Origin of the sequence: Mesorhizobium sp. WSM4983, from assembly GCF_029625765.1 — a bacterium.
GTDB lineage: Bacteria > Pseudomonadota > Alphaproteobacteria > Rhizobiales > Rhizobiaceae > Mesorhizobium.
In genome coordinates this window covers 216,703-236,175 of the sequence record NZ_JARTVM010000006.1, presented here as the reverse complement: position 1 = coordinate 236,175, position 19,473 = coordinate 216,703, and the positions used below count along the sequence as shown (strand labels likewise).

21 protein-coding genes and 1 tRNA gene are annotated in these 19,473 nt (G+C 63.6%); 13 read left to right on the top strand and 9 right to left on the bottom strand.

Going from position 1 to position 19,473, the window contains the following annotated elements:
* Positions 1–4 precede the first annotated feature (4 nt).
* The gene (locus P9254_RS18845; RefSeq protein WP_278055963.1) at positions 5–1,063 is read right to left on the bottom strand and encodes a glycerophosphodiester phosphodiesterase family protein; all 1,059 of its coding nucleotides are present in this window, start codon (positions 1,061–1,063) and stop codon (positions 5–7) included.
* A gap of 232 nt (positions 1,064–1,295) precedes the next feature.
* On the opposite strand from P9254_RS18845, the gene speB reads away from it, so the two are divergent.
* The gene (gene speB, locus P9254_RS18840) at positions 1,296–2,297 is read left to right on the top strand and encodes an agmatinase (RefSeq protein WP_067000830.1); all 1,002 of its coding nucleotides are present in this window, start codon (positions 1,296–1,298) and stop codon (positions 2,295–2,297) included.
* Between the two features lie 29 nt (positions 2,298–2,326).
* The gene (gene argC / locus P9254_RS18835) at positions 2,327–3,259 is read left to right on the top strand and encodes an N-acetyl-gamma-glutamyl-phosphate reductase (protein WP_095824727.1); all 933 of its coding nucleotides are present in this window, start codon (positions 2,327–2,329) and stop codon (positions 3,257–3,259) included.
* A 22-nt stretch (positions 3,260–3,281) separates the two neighbouring features.
* Here argC and P9254_RS18830 read toward each other — a convergent pair whose 3' ends face one another.
* Positions 3,282–4,373, bottom strand: a complete 1,092-nt coding sequence (locus tag P9254_RS18830) for a COX15/CtaA family protein (protein ID WP_278055964.1) — start codon at positions 4,371–4,373, stop codon at positions 3,282–3,284.
* Between the two features lie 152 nt (positions 4,374–4,525).
* Here P9254_RS18830 and P9254_RS18825 point away from each other — a divergent pair, with 152 nt between their 5' ends.
* Together P9254_RS18825 and P9254_RS18820 are read left to right on the top strand one after the other, a co-directional pair.
* Positions 4,526–4,741 (top strand): DUF2842 domain-containing protein, encoded by a 216-nt coding sequence (locus tag P9254_RS18825; RefSeq protein WP_067330098.1) that lies wholly within the window; start codon positions 4,526–4,528, stop codon positions 4,739–4,741.
* A gap of 92 nt (positions 4,742–4,833) precedes the next feature.
* Positions 4,834–5,238: a hypothetical protein gene (locus tag P9254_RS18820; protein WP_278055965.1), complete on the top strand. Its 405-nt coding sequence runs from the start codon at positions 4,834–4,836 to the stop codon at positions 5,236–5,238.
* A gap of 12 nt (positions 5,239–5,250) precedes the next feature.
* Here P9254_RS18820 and P9254_RS18815 read toward each other — a convergent pair whose 3' ends face one another.
* Positions 5,251–6,309 carry a polysaccharide deacetylase family protein gene (locus P9254_RS18815; protein WP_278055967.1) on the bottom strand — a complete coding sequence of 353 codons (1,059 nt, stop codon included), beginning with the start codon at positions 6,307–6,309 and terminating at the stop codon, positions 5,251–5,253.
* A gap of 81 nt (positions 6,310–6,390) precedes the next feature.
* Between P9254_RS18815 and P9254_RS18810 the strand changes: the two genes are divergently transcribed.
* Complete coding sequence (locus P9254_RS18810) at positions 6,391–7,620, top strand: GNAT family N-acetyltransferase (RefSeq protein ID WP_067330088.1); 1,230 nt, start codon at positions 6,391–6,393, stop codon at positions 7,618–7,620.
* Positions 7,621–7,674: 54 nt separating this feature from the next.
* On the opposite strand, the gene P9254_RS18805 is transcribed toward P9254_RS18810, so the two are convergent.
* Positions 7,675–9,879, bottom strand: coding sequence for a GumC family protein (locus P9254_RS18805; protein WP_278055969.1), 2,205 nt, complete (start codon positions 9,877–9,879; stop codon positions 7,675–7,677).
* A 263-nt stretch (positions 9,880–10,142) separates the two neighbouring features.
* On the opposite strand from P9254_RS18805, the gene P9254_RS18800 reads away from it, so the two are divergent.
* The 5 genes from P9254_RS18800 to P9254_RS18780 all read left to right on the top strand — a co-directional run bounded on the left by P9254_RS18800 (position 10,143) and on the right by P9254_RS18780 (position 15,006).
* Positions 10,143–10,706 (top strand): polysaccharide biosynthesis/export family protein, encoded by a 564-nt coding sequence (locus P9254_RS18800; protein ID WP_067000804.1) that lies wholly within the window; start codon positions 10,143–10,145, stop codon positions 10,704–10,706.
* Positions 10,707–10,714: 8 nt separating this feature from the next.
* Positions 10,715–11,845, top strand: coding sequence for a glycosyltransferase family 4 protein (locus tag P9254_RS18795; protein ID WP_278055972.1), 1,131 nt, complete (start codon positions 10,715–10,717; stop codon positions 11,843–11,845).
* Between the two features lie 136 nt (positions 11,846–11,981).
* The gene (locus P9254_RS18790; RefSeq protein WP_278055973.1) at positions 11,982–13,514 is read left to right on the top strand and encodes an undecaprenyl-phosphate glucose phosphotransferase; all 1,533 of its coding nucleotides are present in this window, start codon (positions 11,982–11,984) and stop codon (positions 13,512–13,514) included.
* A gap of 113 nt (positions 13,515–13,627) precedes the next feature.
* Positions 13,628–14,875: an O-antigen ligase family protein gene (locus tag P9254_RS18785; protein ID WP_095801358.1), complete on the top strand. Its 1,248-nt coding sequence runs from the start codon at positions 13,628–13,630 to the stop codon at positions 14,873–14,875.
* Positions 14,876–14,929: 54 nt separating this feature from the next.
* Positions 14,930–15,006: transfer RNA gene (locus P9254_RS18780), tRNA-Pro, on the top strand.
* 44 nt (positions 15,007–15,050) lie between these two features.
* Here the strand turns inward: P9254_RS18780 and P9254_RS18775 are convergent.
* Both P9254_RS18775 and P9254_RS18770 read right to left on the bottom strand, forming a co-directional pair.
* A complete protein-coding gene (locus tag P9254_RS18775; RefSeq protein WP_095778701.1) occupies positions 15,051–15,509 on the bottom strand; it encodes a YbaK/EbsC family protein in 459 nt (152 codons plus the stop codon).
* Between the two features lie 176 nt (positions 15,510–15,685).
* On the bottom strand, positions 15,686–15,952 hold the full coding sequence (locus P9254_RS18770) for a helix-turn-helix domain-containing protein (protein WP_067330074.1): 267 nt from the start codon (positions 15,950–15,952) through the stop codon (positions 15,686–15,688).
* A gap of 303 nt (positions 15,953–16,255) precedes the next feature.
* Here P9254_RS18770 and P9254_RS18765 point away from each other — a divergent pair, with 303 nt between their 5' ends.
* The 3 genes from P9254_RS18765 (at position 16,256) to P9254_RS18755 (ending at position 17,944) form a co-directional block, all read left to right on the top strand.
* Positions 16,256–16,855: a hypothetical protein gene (locus tag P9254_RS18765; RefSeq protein WP_278054674.1), complete on the top strand. Its 600-nt coding sequence runs from the start codon at positions 16,256–16,258 to the stop codon at positions 16,853–16,855.
* A 228-nt stretch (positions 16,856–17,083) separates the two neighbouring features.
* Positions 17,084–17,278 carry a hypothetical protein gene (locus tag P9254_RS18760; protein ID WP_127246941.1) on the top strand — a complete coding sequence of 65 codons (195 nt, stop codon included), beginning with the start codon at positions 17,084–17,086 and terminating at the stop codon, positions 17,276–17,278.
* A gap of 405 nt (positions 17,279–17,683) precedes the next feature.
* Positions 17,684–17,944 carry a hypothetical protein gene (locus P9254_RS18755; RefSeq protein WP_067000787.1) on the top strand — a complete coding sequence of 87 codons (261 nt, stop codon included), beginning with the start codon at positions 17,684–17,686 and terminating at the stop codon, positions 17,942–17,944.
* 106 nt (positions 17,945–18,050) lie between these two features.
* On the opposite strand, the gene P9254_RS18750 is transcribed toward P9254_RS18755, so the two are convergent.
* The 3 genes from P9254_RS18750 to P9254_RS18740 form a co-directional block, all read right to left on the bottom strand.
* Positions 18,051–18,353 carry a DUF883 family protein gene (locus P9254_RS18750; protein ID WP_095778647.1) on the bottom strand — a complete coding sequence of 101 codons (303 nt, stop codon included), beginning with the start codon at positions 18,351–18,353 and terminating at the stop codon, positions 18,051–18,053.
* 105 nt (positions 18,354–18,458) lie between these two features.
* Entirely contained in the window at positions 18,459–18,998 is a 540-nt protein-coding gene (locus tag P9254_RS18745) for a MerR family transcriptional regulator (RefSeq protein ID WP_067000781.1), read from the bottom strand.
* A 125-nt stretch (positions 18,999–19,123) separates the two neighbouring features.
* Positions 19,124–19,447, bottom strand: coding sequence for an integration host factor subunit alpha (locus tag P9254_RS18740; protein WP_067000778.1), 324 nt, complete (start codon positions 19,445–19,447; stop codon positions 19,124–19,126).
* Between the last annotated feature and the right edge of the window lie 26 nt (positions 19,448–19,473).

Below are 19,473 nucleotides of genomic sequence, written 5' to 3'. Positions count from 1 at the left end.
CAGCTTAATTAATACTGGCCGTATGCGCCGACTCGGCTTGCTTGATGTCCGTCGTGTACGGTACGCGATAGCCATTGGCAGCCAGCCATTCGATCGCCGCTTTTGGCTCGTCGGTCTGGATGATGGTGGCGCCGCGATCGACCCAGAAACCCCAAGCCTCGCGCGGCAGACTGGCAGCGACCGCCAGCTCGTCGCCACGGCCGCCGGCAAGGAAGCCGCCCGGCTTGTTGACGATGGCATAGGTATCGGCCCAGAGGTGCCAGTCGCCGCGGACGGCTGTAGCCCGCATGCGCGTGCTGAACAGCGGGCCGCCGTTTGCGGTCAGCGTCTCGGCGCCGTTGCGCCAGTTGATCAGCTCGATAGCGCGTGGCGCGAACGCCTTGTCGACCTCGCCGGCAAAGGCGGCATCTTGCACGGCGTCATCGGCAAGGATCGGCATTAACTGGAAGCCGCCGCCCGCCTGGGCGAGCGCGGCCTTCACGGCTTCAATGCGCGCCTGGTTCCACAGGTTCTCCTTGACGATCACCTGATCGGCCATGCCGAGATCGCGGGCAACCGCGATCATGCCGGGCAGGTCCGTCACCTCGAGCTTGTTGTCGACATTGATCAGGATCCTGTCCTTGGTCGTCAGCAGCATTTCGCGCAGCGTCGACACCGGCTCGCTGGTGACGGCGCCGGTGCCCTCGATCACCAGCCGGCACTTCTTCAGCTCCGCCAGCGTATATTCCGCCACCTCGCCCTTGCAGTTCGTGGTACGGTCGAGCCAGCTGTCATGCATGATGACGAACGCGCCGTCCTTCGAGCGCCTCACATCGACCTCGACTATCTCGGCGCCGATCGCGATCGAGCCCTCGACCGCGGCAAGCGAATTCTCGGCATAAAGCGTCTTGCCGGCCTGCATGCTGCCGGCCCGATGCGCCGCGATCATCACATGGTCGCGCCACTGGTTGGCGTGTTCGAAGCGGTCGAGGATTTGGGCGGCGCGCGTCTCACCGGCTAAGGTTTGACTCGAGGCCGTCGCAAGCGCGGCGGACAGAAGAAGGCTCAGCCAGAGTGTTCGCATCGGGGAATCGCTCCGTTCCGGGTCGGGACCCGGTTAGGCGATGCCCATGACAGGGAGGTGAACGAAGCCGGCTAGGTGTTTGCTCGAATCCGCCTGGCGAGGCGTCATGGCGAGACAAATCCTGTGTTGCCGTGGCACTCCTCGAGCGCCGCTCGATATCGGCAAGCTGTGACTGGCAAGTTGCGTGCCGGTTCTGTAGTTGTGGCTCCCCGATGACAACCGAGGACCCGTAATGGCGAACCAAGAGATCGACCACGCCTTCACCGCCCGTTCCAAAACGGGCGCTTCGTTGGAGCCGACCTATGCCGGCGCGCTGTCGTTCATGCGACGCAAATATACGAAGGATGCGAAGGGCGCGGACGCCGTCGTGTGGGGCATTCCCTTCGACGCCGCGGTCACCAATCGTCCCGGCGCGCGCTTCGGGCCACAGGCGATTCGCCGCGCCTCGGCGATCCTCGACAACGATCCGCAATATCCGTTCTCGCGCGACCTGTTCGAACAGCTCGCCGTGGTCGATTACGGCGATTGCCTGCTCGACAGCGGCAACCACCAGAAGACGCCCGGTACGATCGAGCGCGAGGCGGCCAAGATCCTGAGCTCAGGCGCATTTCTTTTGACGCTCGGCGGCGATCATTTCGTCACTTGGCCGCTGCTGAAGGCGCATGCAGCGATCCATGGGCCGCTGGCCCTGGTGCAGTTCGACGCGCATCAGGACACCTGGCCGGACGACGGCAGGCGCATCGATCACGGCTCCTTCGTCGCCCGCGCGGTCAAAGAAGGCGTCATCGATCCAGACCGCTCGATCCAGATCGGCATCCGCACCCATGCGCCGGACACGTTCGGTATCAAGATCATCTACGGCCATGAAGTCGAGGAGATGCGCGCCTCCGACATCGCCTACGCGATCGTGGAGCGCACAGGCGGCAGGAAGACCTATCTTACCTTCGACATCGATTGCCTCGATCCGGCGTTCGCGCCGGGCACCGGCACGCCTGTGGCCGGCGGCCCGTCTTCGGCCAAGATGCTTTCGACGCTGCGCCAACTCGGCCAGATCGATATCGTCGGTGCCGACGTCGTCGAGGTTGCGCCGGCCTATGATCATGCCGATATTACGGCGATCGCCGGATCGATCATCGCCATGCACTATCTCGGCCTGGTGGCCGAAAGGAAGGCGCGGCTCGACGACCTGAACAACGGCACTCATGCCGTACTACATAACGCTCAAGGCATATAGCTCTGGAATCGCAGGGATTTTGGCAACCGATGAAACCGAAAATCTTCATTGACGGCGAACATGGCACGACAGGCCTACAGATCAGGGCGCTGCTGGCCGACCGCGGCGATCTGGAGATCATCTCCATTCCCGCCGACCGCCGCAAGGAAGCCGCCGCCAGGGCCGAATTCCTCAACGCCGCAGATGTCGCGATCCTCTGCCTGCCGGATGCCGCGGCCAAGGAAAGCGTATCGCTGATCGAGAACGATACGACCAAAGTCATCGACGCTTCGACCGCGCATCGTGTGGCCGAAGGCTGGGAATACGGCTTTGCCGAGATGGACAAGGATCAGGCCAACAAGATCGCCAGCGCAAAACGCATCGCCAATCCCGGCTGCTGGCCGCAGGGCCCTATCGCGACGCTGCGTCCGCTGGTCTCGGCCGGCCTGCTGCCTGCCGATTTCCCCGTCACCGTCAACGGCATCTCCGGCTATTCCGGCGGCGGCCGGCCGATGATCGAGGACTATGTCGGCAAGGGCGAGGACGCGCCTGAATTCCTACCCTATGGGCTCACGTTGCAGCACAAGCATGTGCCGGAGCTCAGGACCTACGCGAAGCTGTCGCACGATCCGATCATGCAGCCCGCCGTCGGCAATTTCGCGCAAGGCATGATCACGGTGGTGCCGCTGCAGTTGGGCGGCCTCGACCGTGTGCCGAGCGGCGCCGAGCTTCATGCGGCGATCGCCGATCACTATGCGTCGGTCGGCGGCGGCGTGGTCGAGGTTGCGCCCTATACGCATATGGAGCGCATGCCGGAGATCGATCCGGAGGCCTATAACGGCACCAACCGGATGAAGGTCTATGTGTTCGCCAATGACGAGCGGGCGCAGGCGCTGCTCTTGGCCGTCTACGACAATCTCGGCAAGGGTGCTTCCGGCGCTGCCGTGCAGAATCTGGACCTGATGCTCGGCATCAAGCACTGAGCGACGATGCGCAAGGCGCGCCTCAGCCTCTGACGGCGATCTCGGTCGGCAGCGGATAGGCACCCTTGGTGCCGCGCCAGTGCGCGGCGGCGAAGCCGAGCACGATCAGCGCGACGCCTTGATGGGTGAGCGCCATATGCAGCGGCACCTGCATCAAAAGCGTGCCGATTCCGATCGAGGCCTGCGCCAGCACCAGCAGGAACAGCAGCGTGGCGCGGCGGGCATGCGTGGTGCCGGGCTGACGCCGCCAGGTGGCGATCATGTGCCAGAGCGCCACCGCAAAGAGCGTGTAAGCGCCGAGCCGGTGCACGAACTGCACCGTCTTCGGGTTCTCGAAGAAATTCAGCCAGGCAGGTTTCAAGAGCAGGAGATCGGCCGGGATCACCTTGCCGTCCATCAGCGGCCAGGTGTTGTAGGAGAGGCCGGCGTGGAGGCCGGCAACCAGGCCGCCGAGATAGATCTGGATCAGTGCCAAGAGCACGATCGCGCCGGCAAGCCGCTGGGTCGAGCGGTCGGCGGCGCGCTCGGAGTGCGGCGCCAATCCTCGCGCGACAACCATGGTGGCGGTGAAGATTAGCGCCGCGAGCGTCAGATGCGTCGCCAGCCGGTACTGGCTGACCGAGACACGGTCGACTAGACCCGAGGCAACCATCCACCAGCCGATGGCCCCCTGCAGGCCGCCGAGCAGAAGTATACCTAGAAGCTTCGGCCCGAGGCCGCGTTCGATGCGGCGCGTCGCCCAGAAGAACAGCAGCGGCAATGCGAAGACCGCGCCGGCGCTGCGGGCGAGGATGCGGTGCACCCATTCCCACCAGAAGAGCGACTTGAAAGCTTCTAAGCTCATGCCCTTGTTGAGCTCTGTATATTGGGGGATCTGCTGGTAGCGCTGGAACTCTTCCTGCCATTCGGCATCGTTGAGCGGCGGGATCACGCCGTGGATCGGCTGCCATTCGGTGATCGACAGGCCGGAACCGGTGAGCCTTGTGGCGCCGCCGACCAGCACCAGCGCGGCCAGCACGACCAGCACGAAATAGAGCCAGCCGCGCACCAGCGCGCGGTTGTGCAGATCGCGGTCGCGGGCGGCGTATGGGGCCGTGGTGGTTATGGCGGCCATGGGAGTTTCCCGGCAGTTGAAATCGCGGGATTGGTGGACCATGGCCGCCCGGCTGGCAAGACCGGACAGCGCGGCACGCCGTCGCGCCGGCCCGCGGCGGTTGCGCCCGCTCCCCAATCGGCCTAAGCGAGGCGGGTCAACGGGACCGCGACATGCCCATTCGCCTGAAAAAGCTGATCGGAACCATCCTGCTGGTGGCGCTGGTCGTCATCTACGCGCTGATCGCCTCGGCCATCGCGGTCACAAGGCTCGCCGAATACGGCTCCTTGGCGCATTTCCTGTTCTTCCTGCTCAGCGGCTTGCTCTGGGTGCTGCCGGCGATGGGCATCATCAAATGGCTGATCCTGGAGCCGCCTCAGAAGGGCTGAGCGCGGCCGCGCCAACGCTAACGTGATTCATACGTGATTGCGCATGGGACTAGCTTGCCTGGCTTGACCGCATGGCAGGGAGGGCTTGCGTCATGCCAAAAGCCTCGTTCGCGGGATTGATCCTGATCATCGCCTGCATGGCGGCCTCGATGGCAGCCGCCGAAACCATCAACGTGTCGGACGATCATGGCGGCAGCGTCGCCGCGTACAGCCAGCGCTGGAAGGGGCTCGCCGCGCGCGGCGTCAATGTCCGCATCGTCGGCAAATGCGAGTCGGCCTGCACGGTGCTGCTCGGCTACATTCCCCGCAGCCGCATCTGCGTGATGCCTGCGGCAAGCTTCGGCTTCCATCTGGCGCACCGCACCGACATGACCGCCGTCTTGTGGAATGCCTATGCTGCCGACATCCGAGGCTGGATCAACGCGCATGGCGGGCTTGCGTCACAGCTCAAATGGATGAGCGCGCCGGACACCTACCGCTATTTCCACAGATGCTGACGCCCCTTCGGGCTAAATGGTCACGACCATCTTGCCGGCATTGGCAAGCGGCGTCGTCACACCCGACAGCATCGTGCGGATATGGGCGACGCTCTGGTAGCGGCCGTTGACGGAGATGCGCGGCAGCGCATGCAGGAAGCCGGCATGCTCGGCTCTCAGGACGCCATGCCGGGTCGTCACCGCCGAGACATAGCCGGCATCACGAGCGAAGCCGACCTCGCGGCAGCCAACCGCGCTGGCATAACCGTAGGGGTAAGCGAAGTGGCGCGGCTCTGCGCCCAGCCGTTCCATGAGGATACGGCGGACGTCGCCGATCTCGTGACGCGCTTCCGCCTCGGACAACCGCTTGAGGTTGCGGTGGTTGACGGTGTGCGCGCCGATCGTCACCAGCGGATGGGCGGCCACCCTGCGAATCTCATCCCAGCTCATCAGGGTGCCGGGGCGGCCGGTGCCGAGCTCGATGCCGTTGGAGCGCGCCAGTTCACGCAGCGCGGCGCCCTGCTTTTCCTCGGGGACCTCTTGGGTCAACCATGCGTTCAGCCTTGCAATCGTCTGGATCTTTCGGCCGGGTGTCGAGCAATCGACGACCGTCGATCCTCTCTTCGTCTTCAGCGTCAGGTGCGAGCCGGTGTCGACGATATCCTCGATGGCGTCCCACCACAGGTCGACCGCACCGTCGATCAGGCCGGGCGCGACATAGATGGTGATCGGCGCACCGTGCTTCTCCAATACCGGCAGCGCCTCCGTCATGTTGTCGCGATAGGCATCGTCGGCGGTGATGGTGGCGAACTGGCCGTGTTTGCCGCCCGCCCCGATGCGTTCGACCGCTTCATCAAGGGTAACAAAGACATAGCCCCTTCCCTTCATGTCGGCGATCAGCTTGTCGAGGAAGGCAGGGGCGATGTTCAGATGACGATTGACGCTGTTCGGCTTCTCGGGCATCGCGGTCACGCGATGCAACATCAAGATGGCACCGATGCCGCCGACAAACGGCCTCGCCAGCGGAGCGAGACCGGTGTAGCGGGCAACGTTCAACGCCAGCTTCCGGATTGCCTCGGCCCCGTCGATCATTCCTTCACCTTTTGCGCCTAGGCTCATCCAAGGACCTACGCGAACCCCAGGTTGCAACCAATACGTCTTAAGGATTGAGGGATGGTTGACGCCGCCGCGTCATTTGACGGCAATCGCGTCGCTGCCAACGAAGCGCCGGCGCGTGCGCCTGCCTCGAGCCGAGGCAGACTGACGGCGGCGGTGACCGATGGCACCGGTCTTGCGGGCTATGCGGAATTCTGCGCTTCGGCGCTGTTTGCTCCGGCGCAGAGCGCGTCCTGGGTGAGCAACTGGGCGGCCAAGACCAAAGCCGATATGGCGGTCGCCACGCTAAGCATCGAGGGTCGACCGGCTCTTTCGCTGGCGCTGGAAGTGGTCCGAAACGGCCCGTTCCGCGTCGCTCGTCTCGCCGGCGGACGTCATGCCAACGGCAATTTCCCCGCAACCGACCCGCGGCTTTTGCCTGCTGTAAACGGTCCTGCGATCCGCTCCCTGCTCTCGTCAATCGCCACGGCACGGCCCGACATCGACCTCGTTTCGCTGGAGCGGCTGCTGCCCGATCTCGACGGCACCGCCAACCCGCTCGCCGCGTTGCCCAATTTTGCGAGCCCTAACCTTGCGCTGGCCGTCGACCTCGATGGCGGCTTCGAGGCGCTGCTCAGCCGCGCGAGCGGCAAGCGGAAGCGCAAGAAGCACCGCTCGCAGACGCGCAAGTTCGAGGCCGTCGGCAGCTTCCGCCGTATCGAGGGGCGAAGCCGCAAGGAGGTCGACAGGTTGCTCGACGCTTTCTTCGACATGAAGCAGGCGCGCTTCGCCAAGATGGGCATCGCCAACGTGTTCGGCGATGAAGGCGTGCGCGCCTTCTTCCGGGCGCTGTTTGCCGATGCGCTTGCCGAGCAGGAGCCATCCTTCCTGCTGCACGGGCTGGAGGTAGCGGGAAAACTTCGCGCCGTTACCGGCTCCAGCCGCTCAGGCAAGCGCCTGATCTGCGAGTTCGGCGCGATCGCCGAGGATGATCTCGCCTTCACCAGCCCCGGCGACTTCCTGTTCTTCGACAACATCCAGGAAGCCTGCGAGCAAGGCTTCGACCTCTATGATTTCTCGGTCGGCGACGAGCCCTACAAACGGCTCTGGTGCGACATTGAGGTCCGGCATTTCGAGGTGCTGATGCCGCTGACGCTGAAAGGTCGCGTGCTAGCCACAGGGCTGCGGCAAGGCGCGCGGGCGAAGGCCTTCATCAAGAACAATCCGACGGTGTGGACACTGACCAAAAGCTTGCGCCGGAAGGCTGCCGGACAGGCCGCCCCTATTGTTGCCGAGGACGACGCCTGACCGTCGACCGTCAGCCCGAGACTCAAATCCGAGCACTTCGCGGGCGATATCTGCTCAGGCCGCCGACCGGCGTCCGGGCAACGGATCTCCCGGTTCATAGCCAACCGGCGTGACCAGCGTGACGTCCGGATAACCATTCTCGATCAGCTTGACCGCCGCCTGCGTGACCTCGTCATCGGCTTCGAGCATCGACAGGAAGACTTCCGTGCCATCGCCAACCAGGCGGCCGATGCCTTGTGCGTCGGCAGGGCCGCATTCGACGACGACGAGGTCGTAAGCCGTGGTCAGCGACTGCATGATGATCGGCAGCCGGTCGGCGGCGCGCATGGCGCGGATAGGATCGGCGGTACCGACCGGAATCACATGCGCGTCCGAATAGAGATCGGGATGGATGACGTCGCTGAACTGCGCCTCGGAGGCCAGCAGATTGGTGATGCCGGGAAGCAATCCGCTGTCCAGCATCGGGCGCGAGGCGGCGCCCGAGGCGGTGAGATCGAGCAGGAGCACCCGCAGGCCCGCATCCGACACTTCGCGCGCCACCAGCACGGCGGTGGCGGCGGCCTCGTCACCTTCCGGGGAGACAAAGATGGCGCGCGCGGCACCCGAGGCAATCAGCTTTTCCGCCGCCTTCTCGACATCGATCTCGCCAAGTCTCGGCTGCCACGACCGGCGCGCTTCGGGCTGTGCCGGGTCTGGTGGATCTACCGGCTCGGCAGGCGTTGCCTCCATGACGGTGCCCTGCCCGATCCGCTCGTCAGCGACCGAATCGTCGCTAGCTTCATCCTCGGCATCGGCGAGCGCCGGTTCGGTGCGCGCCACCGGCATCGCCACCTGTTCGATCGGCTCGAATCGGGCTCCGGCGGCCGGACGCATGGCACGGCCGGAGAACAATTCCCTCAGAAGCGTGCTGATCGCCATCAGCAGCAGCGACGCGGCGGCGGCGGCACCAGTGATCGGGCCGATCTTCGGGAAATACGGTTCGGTCGGCACCTGTGCTTTCGAAAGCAGACGGGCGTCGACCGGCAGATAGTTGCGGTCCGCGCGCGAGGCCGCCTCGCGGTAGCTTGCCATATAGGATTCGAGCTGCTGGCGCTGGGCATTGGCGTCGCGCTGCAGCGCATCGAGCTCCACCTGCTGCTCGCCGGCGCGGGCCGAAGCGGCTTTCAGCGTGTTGACCTCCTGGACCAGCTGGTCCTCGCGAGCCTTGGCGGTCTGTGCCTGAGTCGCCAATCCCTTGAGGATCTTCTGCGCCTCGTTGCGGATCTGGCCGTTGAGATCGGCAAGCTGCGACTTCAGCGCCCGGATGCGAGGATGGTTGTCGAGCAGCGTCGTCGACAGATCGGCAATATTGGTCCTGAGCTCTACCTGCCGCTCGAGCAGGCGCTGGATCAGCTCGGAAGACAGAACTTCCGGCACGCTGTCGAGCGTGCCGCCATTCTGCAGCGCCTTGCGCACGCTGTCGGCGGTCGCCTCGGCGGCGGCGCGGTTGGCGCGCACCCGTGAAAGCTCGCTCGACAGTTCCGAGAGCTGCTGGGTCGCGAGCACCGAATTGTTGCCGCCCATCAACAGGTCGGATTGCGCGCGATAGGCGGCAACCTTGGCTTCGGCATCCTTCACCCGGTTCTGCAGATCGGTGATTTCCGGGCCGAGGAAGCCTGTGGCGGCGGTGTTCGATTCCATCTTCGCACTGCCTTTTGAGGCAAGGTAGGCCTGCGCAATGGCGTCCGCGACCTGGGCGGCGAGCTTTGGATCGTTCGAGGAGAACTCAACGGCAATTACGCGGGATTTTTCAACGCCGTAGACGTTGAGCTTATCGTGCATTGCCTTGAGCACGCGCTCTTCCGGCGGGATGTCGAAGGGATCGCTCTTCAGGCCGACAAGCACAAGCGCGCGACTGAGCGCCGACATCTTCAGCGCTTCGTCGAATTCCGGCAGTTTTTCCAGGTTGAGGTCCGAGGCAACCTTCTTGAGGATATCGGGCGAGGATATGATCTGGACCTCGGTGGCCACCGCCTCCTCGTCGGTTGCCGGCTTGTCGTCGTTGGTTGTGCCGGCCGGCCGCGTGAAGATCGATTCGCGCGGCCCGATCTCCAGCTTGGCCACTGCCTTATATTGCGGCGTGGCCAGCCAGGCGAAGGCAAACGCCAGCCCGGTCACGACAAGCGTGATGAGAACAATGCGCAGCCAATTCCTCGCCAGGCTGGCGAAGAGCTGTCTCAGGTCGACATCGACATCTGCGGCCGCGGACTGAACGGACATGCATCCTGCTCCGAACTTTGAGTCGAGGATGGACCGTAAACAACTATGGTAACTCAGCCGTTAAGATCAGGATGCGTACTTATTAGAACGCACTCAAAGAACGTCCTGCGAAAGCAATAGAACAATTGGCTTTTTTGCCAGCAGCCGATGAGTCTAAGGCCCATCCTTTACCGACCATTAACCCTAACAGGATGATAACGGGCGCACTTCCTGGGGTTGGCCGCCTCACCGGTGGCGAGAGCGACGAAGGTTCGTGTCCGATCATGAAAAGCACTGCTCATCTCTTTCGCGCCATGCTCGCCTTGTCGCTGCTTACCGGCTGTTCCAGCTACCGGCCGGCGCCCGCCGCCTTTCATGAAGTGCTCGACCAGCCATACAGACTCGGCGCCGGCGACCGCATCCGCGTCACGGTGTTCGAGCAGGACGGGCTGACCAACACGTACAGCGTCGACCAATCCGGCTACATCTCCTTCCCGCTCGTCGGCGCCGTGCCGGCGCGCGGCCACACCGCCCAGCAGCTCGAAAAGGAAATCGCCGATAAATTGCGCCAGGGATATCTGCGCGATCCCGACGTCTCGGTCGAGATCGACCGCTACCGGCCGATCTTCGTGATGGGGGAAGTCGGCGCCGCAGGGCAATATTCCTATGTGCCGGGATTGACGGTGCAGAAGGCGATCGCGATCGCCGGCGGCTTCACGCCGCGCGCCAACCAGGAAAGCGTCGACATCACCCGCGATATCAACGGCAAGGTGATGACCGGCAGGGTGCAGACATCCGATCCGCTCCTGCCCGGCGACACCGTCTACGTCCGCGAACGCCTGTTCTGAAAATCAACGTGGCGGCTCACCTTCGGATCGTCCACTGCTTCCGCTCACCTGTCGGGGGAATCTTCCGGCATGTGCGCGACCTGACCGAGGCGCAGGTCGCCGCCGGCCATTCCGTGGGCATCGTCTGCGATTCGACCACGGGCGGGGACTATGAGGAGCGGCTGTTCGGAGCGATGAAGGAGCGCCTGGCGCTCGGCATCCATCGCACGCCGATGCAGCGCCATATCGGACCGGGCGACATCGCCGCGGCCTGGCGCACCTATCAAATCATCAAGGAATTGCGGCCGGACGTGCTGCACGGGCATGGCGCCAAGGGTGGCGCCTATGCCCGTCTGTTCGGCTCACTGTTGCGGGTTTCAAGGTCTCGCGTGGCCCGCCTTTATTCGCCGCATGGCGGCTCGCTGCACTATGACGAAACGACGGCGACCGGAAAGCTGTTCTTCGCGCTGGAGCGTTTCATGGCCCGCTTCAGCGACTGCCTTCTGTTCGTTTCCGACTACGAGCGGACAACTTATCGACGGAAGGTCGGCGAGCCGCCCATCCCCAACAGGCTGGTCTATAACGGCCTGCGGGCCGTCGAGTTCGAACCGGTGGCGCCGGCGGCTGATGCGGCCGATCTCATATACATCGGCATGATGCGCGATCTCAAAGGCCCGGACATCTTCATCGATGCGCTGGCGCGCGCCGGCAGGGAGCTCGGACGCCGGCTAAGCGCGGTGATGGTCGGTGCCGGCGACGACCTGCCACGCTACCACGCTCAGGTGGAGCGACTCGGACTGAAGGGCCACGTCCGCTTCCTGCCGCCGATGCCGGCCAGAGAAGCCTTCGCCCTGGCCGAGCTGATCGTCGTCCCGTCCCGCGCGGAAGCAATGCCCTATATCGTGCTCGAGGCGCTGGCAGCCGGCATGCCGATGATTGCCACCGCCGTGGGCGGCATTCCCGAGATCTTCGGCGAAGACTCCCCTGCCCTGATCCGACCCGATGCCCGCCAACTTGCCGACAGGCTCAGAACGGCTCTCGACGATCGCGGCGCCTACCGCAAGCTGATGCCGCAAAACCCCGAGTTGAAGGCGCGATTCGGGGCCGACGTGATGGCGACCGAGATCGAGAAGGCTTACTTCGCGGCGCTAAAGCTTTAGAATTTACTAATTTGCAATAGGCGTGAAAACCGCCAGTCGTCGCAAGCAACAATACGCATTCAAAGCCACCCGTTGTTTCAAGGCTTTCTTAGCTCTCTTTTGCTATTCACTCGCGCGAAGCTCGCGGACAATCCCCATGAACGAGATCGACCCCGCGCACCGCTTTTCGATGGAGGCGGTGCGCAAATTCGACGGCCCGGCCGAAGCTCAAGTGCCCGGCATCAATGACGTGGCGCGACAGGTCGCCTCGCAGTACCGGCGCGATACGATGTCGCCGATCATGGTCAGCGGCGTGCTGCGCATGGTCGAATTCGCCGTGCTCTTCCTGTCAGGCATGTGCCTCTATTTCTACTATGTCGGGTTCTTCAACTATCTCGCCTGGCAATATCCGCTGACGATCGCGGCAGCTTCGTTCCTGGCGGTGGTGCTGCTTGACGTCAGCGACAGCTACCAGATCGCGGCGCTGATGCGCCCCCTCGCCAATTTCGGCCGCGTGCTCGTCGTCTGGGCCGGCACCTTCGCGCTGATGGCTCTCACGGCCTTCGCCGTGAAGGCCTCGGAGGACTATTCGCGCCTCCTGTTCGGCAGTTGGTTCGTGGTCGGCTTCGTGCTGATCTTCGGGCTCAGACTGGTGATGTCCAGGCTGATCAGGCGCTGGGCGCGCGACGGGCGCATGGAGCGCCGCGCGCTCATTGTCGGCGGCGGCAAGTCGGCCGAAATGCTGATCCGCTCGGTCGAGAAGCAGCCGTACAATGACATTCGCATCTGCGGCATCTTCGACGATCGCGGCGACAAGCGCTCTCCGCCGATCGTCGCCGGCTATCCGAAGCTCGGCACCATTTCCGAGCTAATCGAGTTTGCCCGCATCGCCCGCATCGACATGCTGATCGTGTCGCTGCCGCTGACGGCGGAATCGCGCGTGCTGCAGCTTTTGAAGAAGCTCTGGGTTCTGCCGGTCGACATCCGGCTCTCGGCGCATTCAAATGCGCTGCAGTTCCGCCCGCGCGCCTATTCCTACATCGGCTCCGTGCCGATGCTCGACATCTTCGACAAGCCGATCAACGACTGGGACTCGGTCGCCAAGCGCAGCTTCGACATCATCTTCTCGCTTGTCGGCATCATCGTCTTCTCGCCAGTGATGCTCGCCACCGCGATCGCCATCAAGCTCGACAGCAAGGGGCCGGTGCTGTTCAAGCAGAAGCGCCACGGCTTCAACAACGAGGTCATCGAGGTCTACAAGTTCAGGTCGATGTATACCGACAGGTCCGACCCGACCGCCAAGCAGACGGTGACCAAGAACGACCCGCGCGTCACCCGCGTCGGCCGCTTCATCCGCAAGACCTCGATCGACGAGCTGCCGCAGTTCTTCAACTCGCTGTTCGGCTCGCTGTCGCTGGTCGGGCCGCGCCCGCATGCGATCGCCGCCCAATCGCACAACCTGCTCTATAACGAGGTGGTCGACGGCTATTTCGCCCGCCACAAGGTCAAGCCGGGTGTCACCGGCTGGGCGCAGATCAACGGCTGGCGCGGCGAGATGGACACCAATGAAAAGATCCGCATGCGCACCGAATACGATCTCTACTACATCGAGAACTGGTCGATGCTGTTCGACCTGCGCATCCTGTTCCTGACGCCGGTCCGCCTGCTCAACACGGAAAACGCCTATTGAGCGCGCTCGCGCATCAGTTGCCGGCGGTCGCGGTCAACCAGTTGCCGCCGCAGGCGGTCAACCAGTTGCCGCCGCAGGCGGTCAACCAGTTGCCGCCGCAGGCGGTCAACCAGCTGCCGCCGCAGGCGGTCAACGCCAAGCTGATCGCGCTGATCTCGTCGGCCGCTATCGTCGTCGGCATTCTGCTTTCCGGCTTCGTCATCAGCGAGCCGGCACCCTACGAGCTCTACATGGCCGGGCTGATCGCCGTCTGGGCGCTGTTCGGCCTCAGAATATCGCGAGCGATATTGCCGCTGCTGCTGCTGTTGGTGGCGATGAACATCGGCGGCATGATCGCGATGACGCAGATGGCGGACCTCGCCAACACGCCGCTCTATCTGGCGGTCTCGCTGTTTCTCGCCTTCAGCGCGGTCTTCTTCGCCTCGGTGACATCGGTCCAGCCTGACCTCTACCGGCTGATCTTCATCGCCTATGTGGTCTCGGCTGTGGCGACCTCGCTGCTGGGAATAGCCGGCTACTTCCATGCCTTTCCGGGCGCGGAGATGTTCACCAAATACGACCGCGCCGCCGGCGCCTTTCAGGACCCGAACGTGTTCGGTCCGTTCCTGGTGCTGCCCGGCACCTACCTGCTTTATCTGCTCTTGACCGGCCCGGTATCGCGCATGCCGCTTCTGGCGGTGCCGCTATTGATCATCACCGCCGGCATCTTCTTCTCCTTCTCGCGCGGCGCCTGGGGCATGTTCGCGGTTTCGGCGGTGCTGCTCACCGCTTGCCTCTTCCTGCAGAGCGCCAGCGGCATGTTCCGCCTGCGGGTCGTGGTGATGACGATCGCCGCGCTCGCGCTGCTGATCATCGCCATCCTCGTCATCCTGCAGCTGCCCGGCGTGTCGGACATGTTCACCCAGCGCGCGCATCTCGAGCAAAGCTACGATACCGCGCGCCTCGGCCGCTTCGCACGCTATACGATCGGCTTCCAGCTGGCACTGGAACACCCGTTCGGCATCGGCCCGCTGGTCTTCGGCACGATCTACGGCGAGGACACGCACGACATCTGGCTGAAGGCGCTGATGGACTATGGCTGGCTGGGCTTCGTCTCGTTCCTGACCCTAACCCTGTGGACGATCTGCGCCGGGTTCCGCATCCTCCTGCGCGCTCGTCCCTGGCAGCCCTATCTGCTTTGCGCCTATGTCGCCTATCTCGGCAATATCGGGCTCGGCACCTTCATCGACATCGACCACTGGCGCCATCTCTATCTGCTGCTCGGGCTGATCTGGGGCGCGATCGCGCTGGAATACCGGCACCAGAAGGAATCGCGGTTGGCGCGCGCCCTCCCTGCTGCGGCACTGTCATCGGCGAATTAGCCGCCGAATTCGGTTGACCCGCACCGGGTTATCACGATACATCGCCACCCGGTCCGGAGTGTAGCGCAGCCCGGTAGCGCACTTGACTGGGGGTCAAGGGGTCGTCGGTTCGAATCCGGCCACTCCGACCATTTTTCAAGCCTGAGACTTGTCCCCCAGAAGTCCTCTCCAATCCCTACTGGCACACGTCGACCCATTTGGCGTCGACAAGTTCGGCCATCCGCTGCGGCGAAATCCGCACGGCGGCATTCGTCGCGCCGGCGGCGGGAACGACCTCGTCGAAGGCCCGCAGCGTCACATCGCAAAAGACCGGCAGCGGCGCCGGCAGACCGAAGGGGCAGACGCCGCCCGGCGGGTGGCTGGTCGCGGCAAGCACCTGTTCGCCGTCGAGCATGCGCGGCTTGCCGCCGAGCGTGTCCTTGCATTTGCGGTTGTCGAGCCTGGCAGTGCCGCTGGTCACGACCAGCATGGTCTCCTCGCCGACGCGCAGGCAGATGGTCTTGGCGATCTGCGCCGGCAGCACGCCATGGGCGTCGGCCGCCAGTGCCACGGTCGCCGAGCTCGCTTCGGTGACCAGCACCTCGATGTCGGGAGCATGTTCGGCAAAGAAGGCGCGGACCGATTCCAAGCTCATGAGCGAAACCTCAATCAGGCATGTTGGCCACTCGATGCCGCCGAATCGTGGCAGCGGCCGGGATTGCCGCATGGCGCGCTGGCAGTTGGCAAGGGCCAGGGGACCATCTGTGGAAGGCGCAAAAAGCCCGCCAGGGCGGGCCATGGCGGGCTTTTTTCGCGGACGCTTCGCCGTCTCTATTGCTGTGTGGGCCGATTCTCTTCGGTCGGCATCATGATCAATTCCTCTTCCGGCACTTGCAGCGCGGAAGCGATACGCCTGAGCTTGGCGGGGTCGGCATCCTTGCCGTCCTCGATGTCGACGATCTCGCCCACGGCCAGGCCGCAGGTCAAGGAAAGCTCCTCAATCGTATATCCCCTCGTTTCGCGGACGGCTTTCAGCGGATTGAGGCCGGACGCGGCAATGATGTTGTTGGAAACAGCGTTTCTTGCGGTGTTGGGCATGGCAACTCCTTGGGATGAAACAACACAGATGAAATGTGGCGTTGCCTGAGACGGGCGGGAGAATGGCCGTTAACGGATGATTTGCCAAGAGGCCGTTTTGGCCGTCACGCCATCGTGACCGTGGTCATCGGCTGGGAGCCGCGGCCGCAGGCCACCGACATGTAAGGTGGCGCGAAGCCCAATCAAGATCTTTTGAAGCGCCGAAGGCCGCACCCGCCGGCATTTTGCCCACTCCGATTCGTTAGCTCTCGTCGCTTGCCGGAAGGCGGGCGACGCCAGCCCCTTTGAAGAGGATCGGATTCCATGAAACTGAAGCTATTCGCTATCGTACTCGGCATGATCTCAGGCTTTGCGGGCGCCGCTCAGGCGGACACCGTGCGCTTGCGCGGCACGGTGGTCGACCTCGCCGGTACGACGCTGAAGGTGAAAGCCCGCGACGGCAAGACCGATACGATCACCCTTTCCCCCGACTGGATGATCTCCGGTGTCGCCAAGGCGTCGGCCACCGATATCAAACAGGGCGATTTCCTCGGCATCGCATCGGTGTCCAAGGCCGACGGCGGCAGCGGCGCGCTGGAAGTCGTGATCTTCCCGGCGGCGTTAAAGGGAACCGGAGAAGGCGACCGCGATTGGGATTTGCAGCCCAACAGCCGAATGACCAACGGCACTGTCGCCGACGTGACCGAGGTCAACGGCAGGACCGTGACGCTGACCTACAGCAATGGCCAGAAGAAAGAGATCGCCATCCCGCAATCGACGCCGATCGTGAAATTCGCGCCCGCTGCGCCTGCGGATCTCAAGCCAGGCATGACCGTGTTCGTCAGCGCCGAGCGCGGCAGCGGCGGCAAGCTCGTTTCGCGCCGGGTGGTGGTCGGCAATCATGGCGTGGCGCCGCCGATGTGAGGCGCGCAGCTGACGCATCAGGCTCGAAAAGCATGATGTCGAGCCGTCCATGCGCGCCCGTAAGGGCGCGCGGCGCGATCGTGGTTCGCCAGAAACAATCCAGAAACAAAAATCTACAGTCCGGAAAAAGTGTCGAAAAAATCCAGGAGGATAGTGCCGATCGCGGGGCTTGGGTCACCGATTTGGTCCGGTGAACTCCGGAACGCCCGCGTAAAAGGAAACGAAATCATGAAGAAGTCCCTCCTCTCCGCGCTCGGGCTGGCTCTGGCCCTGGCATTCACCATGCCGATCCTCGGCACGACCAGCGCCGATGCGGCCCCGGTGGTAAAGCACCACCATCACAAGCATCATCGCCGGCACCATCATCATCATCACCACCACCATCATCACCACCATAAGAAGGTGGTTGAGAAGAAGGCCTGATCCTCCCACCTGCCGATGGGAAGACAGGCCTTCATTGTATTGGTCGCGCAAGTCTTCCCATCGGAATTATTCGCTTCGTGGGACAAGCCTCTCCTTCGAGCACCCGCTGTCCCCTGATGAGCGCGCAGCCGGGTTCGATCGCTTGTCAAGCGGTCCCGACCTCTTGCCGCATCAAGCCGCCACTGCCCAACGAGCGCTTAGCGCTGCTGGCAGATCCGGCACCTACGGTAAACGCTGAACCCTGACACCTTCACAGCAATGCTCGCCAGGCGACAAAAATCGCGCGAGCCATGAACCTTTCCATTGGAGGCCGCACCAAGCGGTCATGGACGCCACGAAGGCGTTCCTCAACCCGACCGGGACGCCAGAAAGCGCTCCCAGCAACCAATGGAAGGAAATGCTCAAATGACCAACTTCAAGCGTATCTCGCTCGCCGCCGCCTTCGTCGTCTCGGCTTTCGGCTCGGTTTCCGCGCCGGCCTTTGCCGGCACGCATCCGACCGGCGACGGCGGCGCGGTCTGCAAAGGCTCGGGCTCCTGTCTGGTGCTGCAGCTCGATTGTAAGGGCACCTACACCGACGCCACCGATAAGAACGGCACCGTCTACGGCAAATGCAGCCAGGTCATGAAGGTCGATCCTAAGAGCCGGATCAAGCTCGCGAACTGATCGAAGCCGGAGCCCACTCCATCCCGATTTCATCCGGTTGGGGCTCTCGTGCTGACGGAATGGCGGCCGGCGCGAACGGTCGCCATTTCTGTTTCGCAGCCCGGAGTCAGCGCCGGCTGATCAGAAGGCCGGCAAGCAGGCCGACCACGACCAGTCCGACGGCGGCCACGGTGGCCGGATGCTCGCGCGCGGTGTGCTCGAGCGCCCTGCCCCGGCGCCTGATTGCCGGCAGCGCCTCGTGAAAGCGGTCGGCGAGCTGCGAATAATAATCGGACGCCGCCTCGCGGCCGTCCTCGTAATAGGTGTCGCCGCGTTTGGCCAAGGCTTTCCTGACATCGTCAAGTTGACGCGAGAGCGCCGCGACCTGCCTGTCCAGATCGAGATCGGAAAGGGTCGAAAACCACGCCATGCCTGATGTCCTTCTCTTGCACAGAAGGGCTAACGCATGGATGCGACAGCAGTTCCTGCTGTCAGGGACGCCGGCCGTCCAAGCCGCGGGAGCGGCAACCGAAGCTCAACGCACCTGGTCGAGCAGGCGCTTGCACTCCAGAAGGTCGAAGAGCGCCTCCTGCAGCAAGGCCCGGTTGTCGCGCGACAATTTCGAGGAGTCCGGCTGCACGGGACCTTCGTCGTCTCCCTTGCCAAGGCCGAAGAAACGGCGGCTGGGCTTCACCTTGGGCTGACCGACCAGCGCATCCTCGTCGCCGCGCGGCTGGGCAGCCGCGGTCAGCGGCACTTGCTCGGCCTGGCGGCGCTGCGCGATCGCCTCGACGGCTGCCATGTCGCCATTGCCGATCGCGACCAGGAAATGGTTGCCGTTCTCGCGCAACAGCTTCTGCACGCCTTTGATCGTATAGCCCTGATCATAAAGCATGTGCCGGATGCCCTTGATCAGTTCGACATCCTGCGGCCGGTAGTAACGGCGGCCGCCACCACGCTTCATCGGCTTGATCTGGTTGAAACGGGTTTCCCAGAAACGCAGCACGTGCTGCGGCAGGTCGAGATCTTCCGCAACCTCGCTGATGGTACGGAAAGCATCGGGGCTCTTGTCCATGGGCGAATCCTCACGCTGGACCGCAATCCGGAGTTGATCCGAATCGCACCTTATTTCAGCGGTTTATGAAGCGATATTCAAGCCCGGCGTCAAAGGGGCCGCGGTTTTCAACCGGCATTCGAGGGTTACTTGACGCCCTTGGCCTTGCTGTTCTGGTGCGAACGCAAGATGCGGTTCTTCAGCACGTTCGAGGATTTGAAGGTCATCACGCGGCGCGGCAGGATCGGCACTTCTTCGCCGGTTTTGGGATTGCGGCCGATGCGCTCATTCTTGGAGCGGACATGGAAAGTCGCGAAGGAAGACAGCTTCACCGTCTCGCCGCGAACGATGGCTTCGCAAATCTCATCCAGGACGGCCTCGACCAGCTCGGCCGATTCAGTTCGCGACAAACCAACCTTGCGGTAAACGGCTTCGGCTAGGTCGGCACGCGTCAGTGTCTTTCCCCCCATGCGACCGTCCCATCAGCTCAAAAACA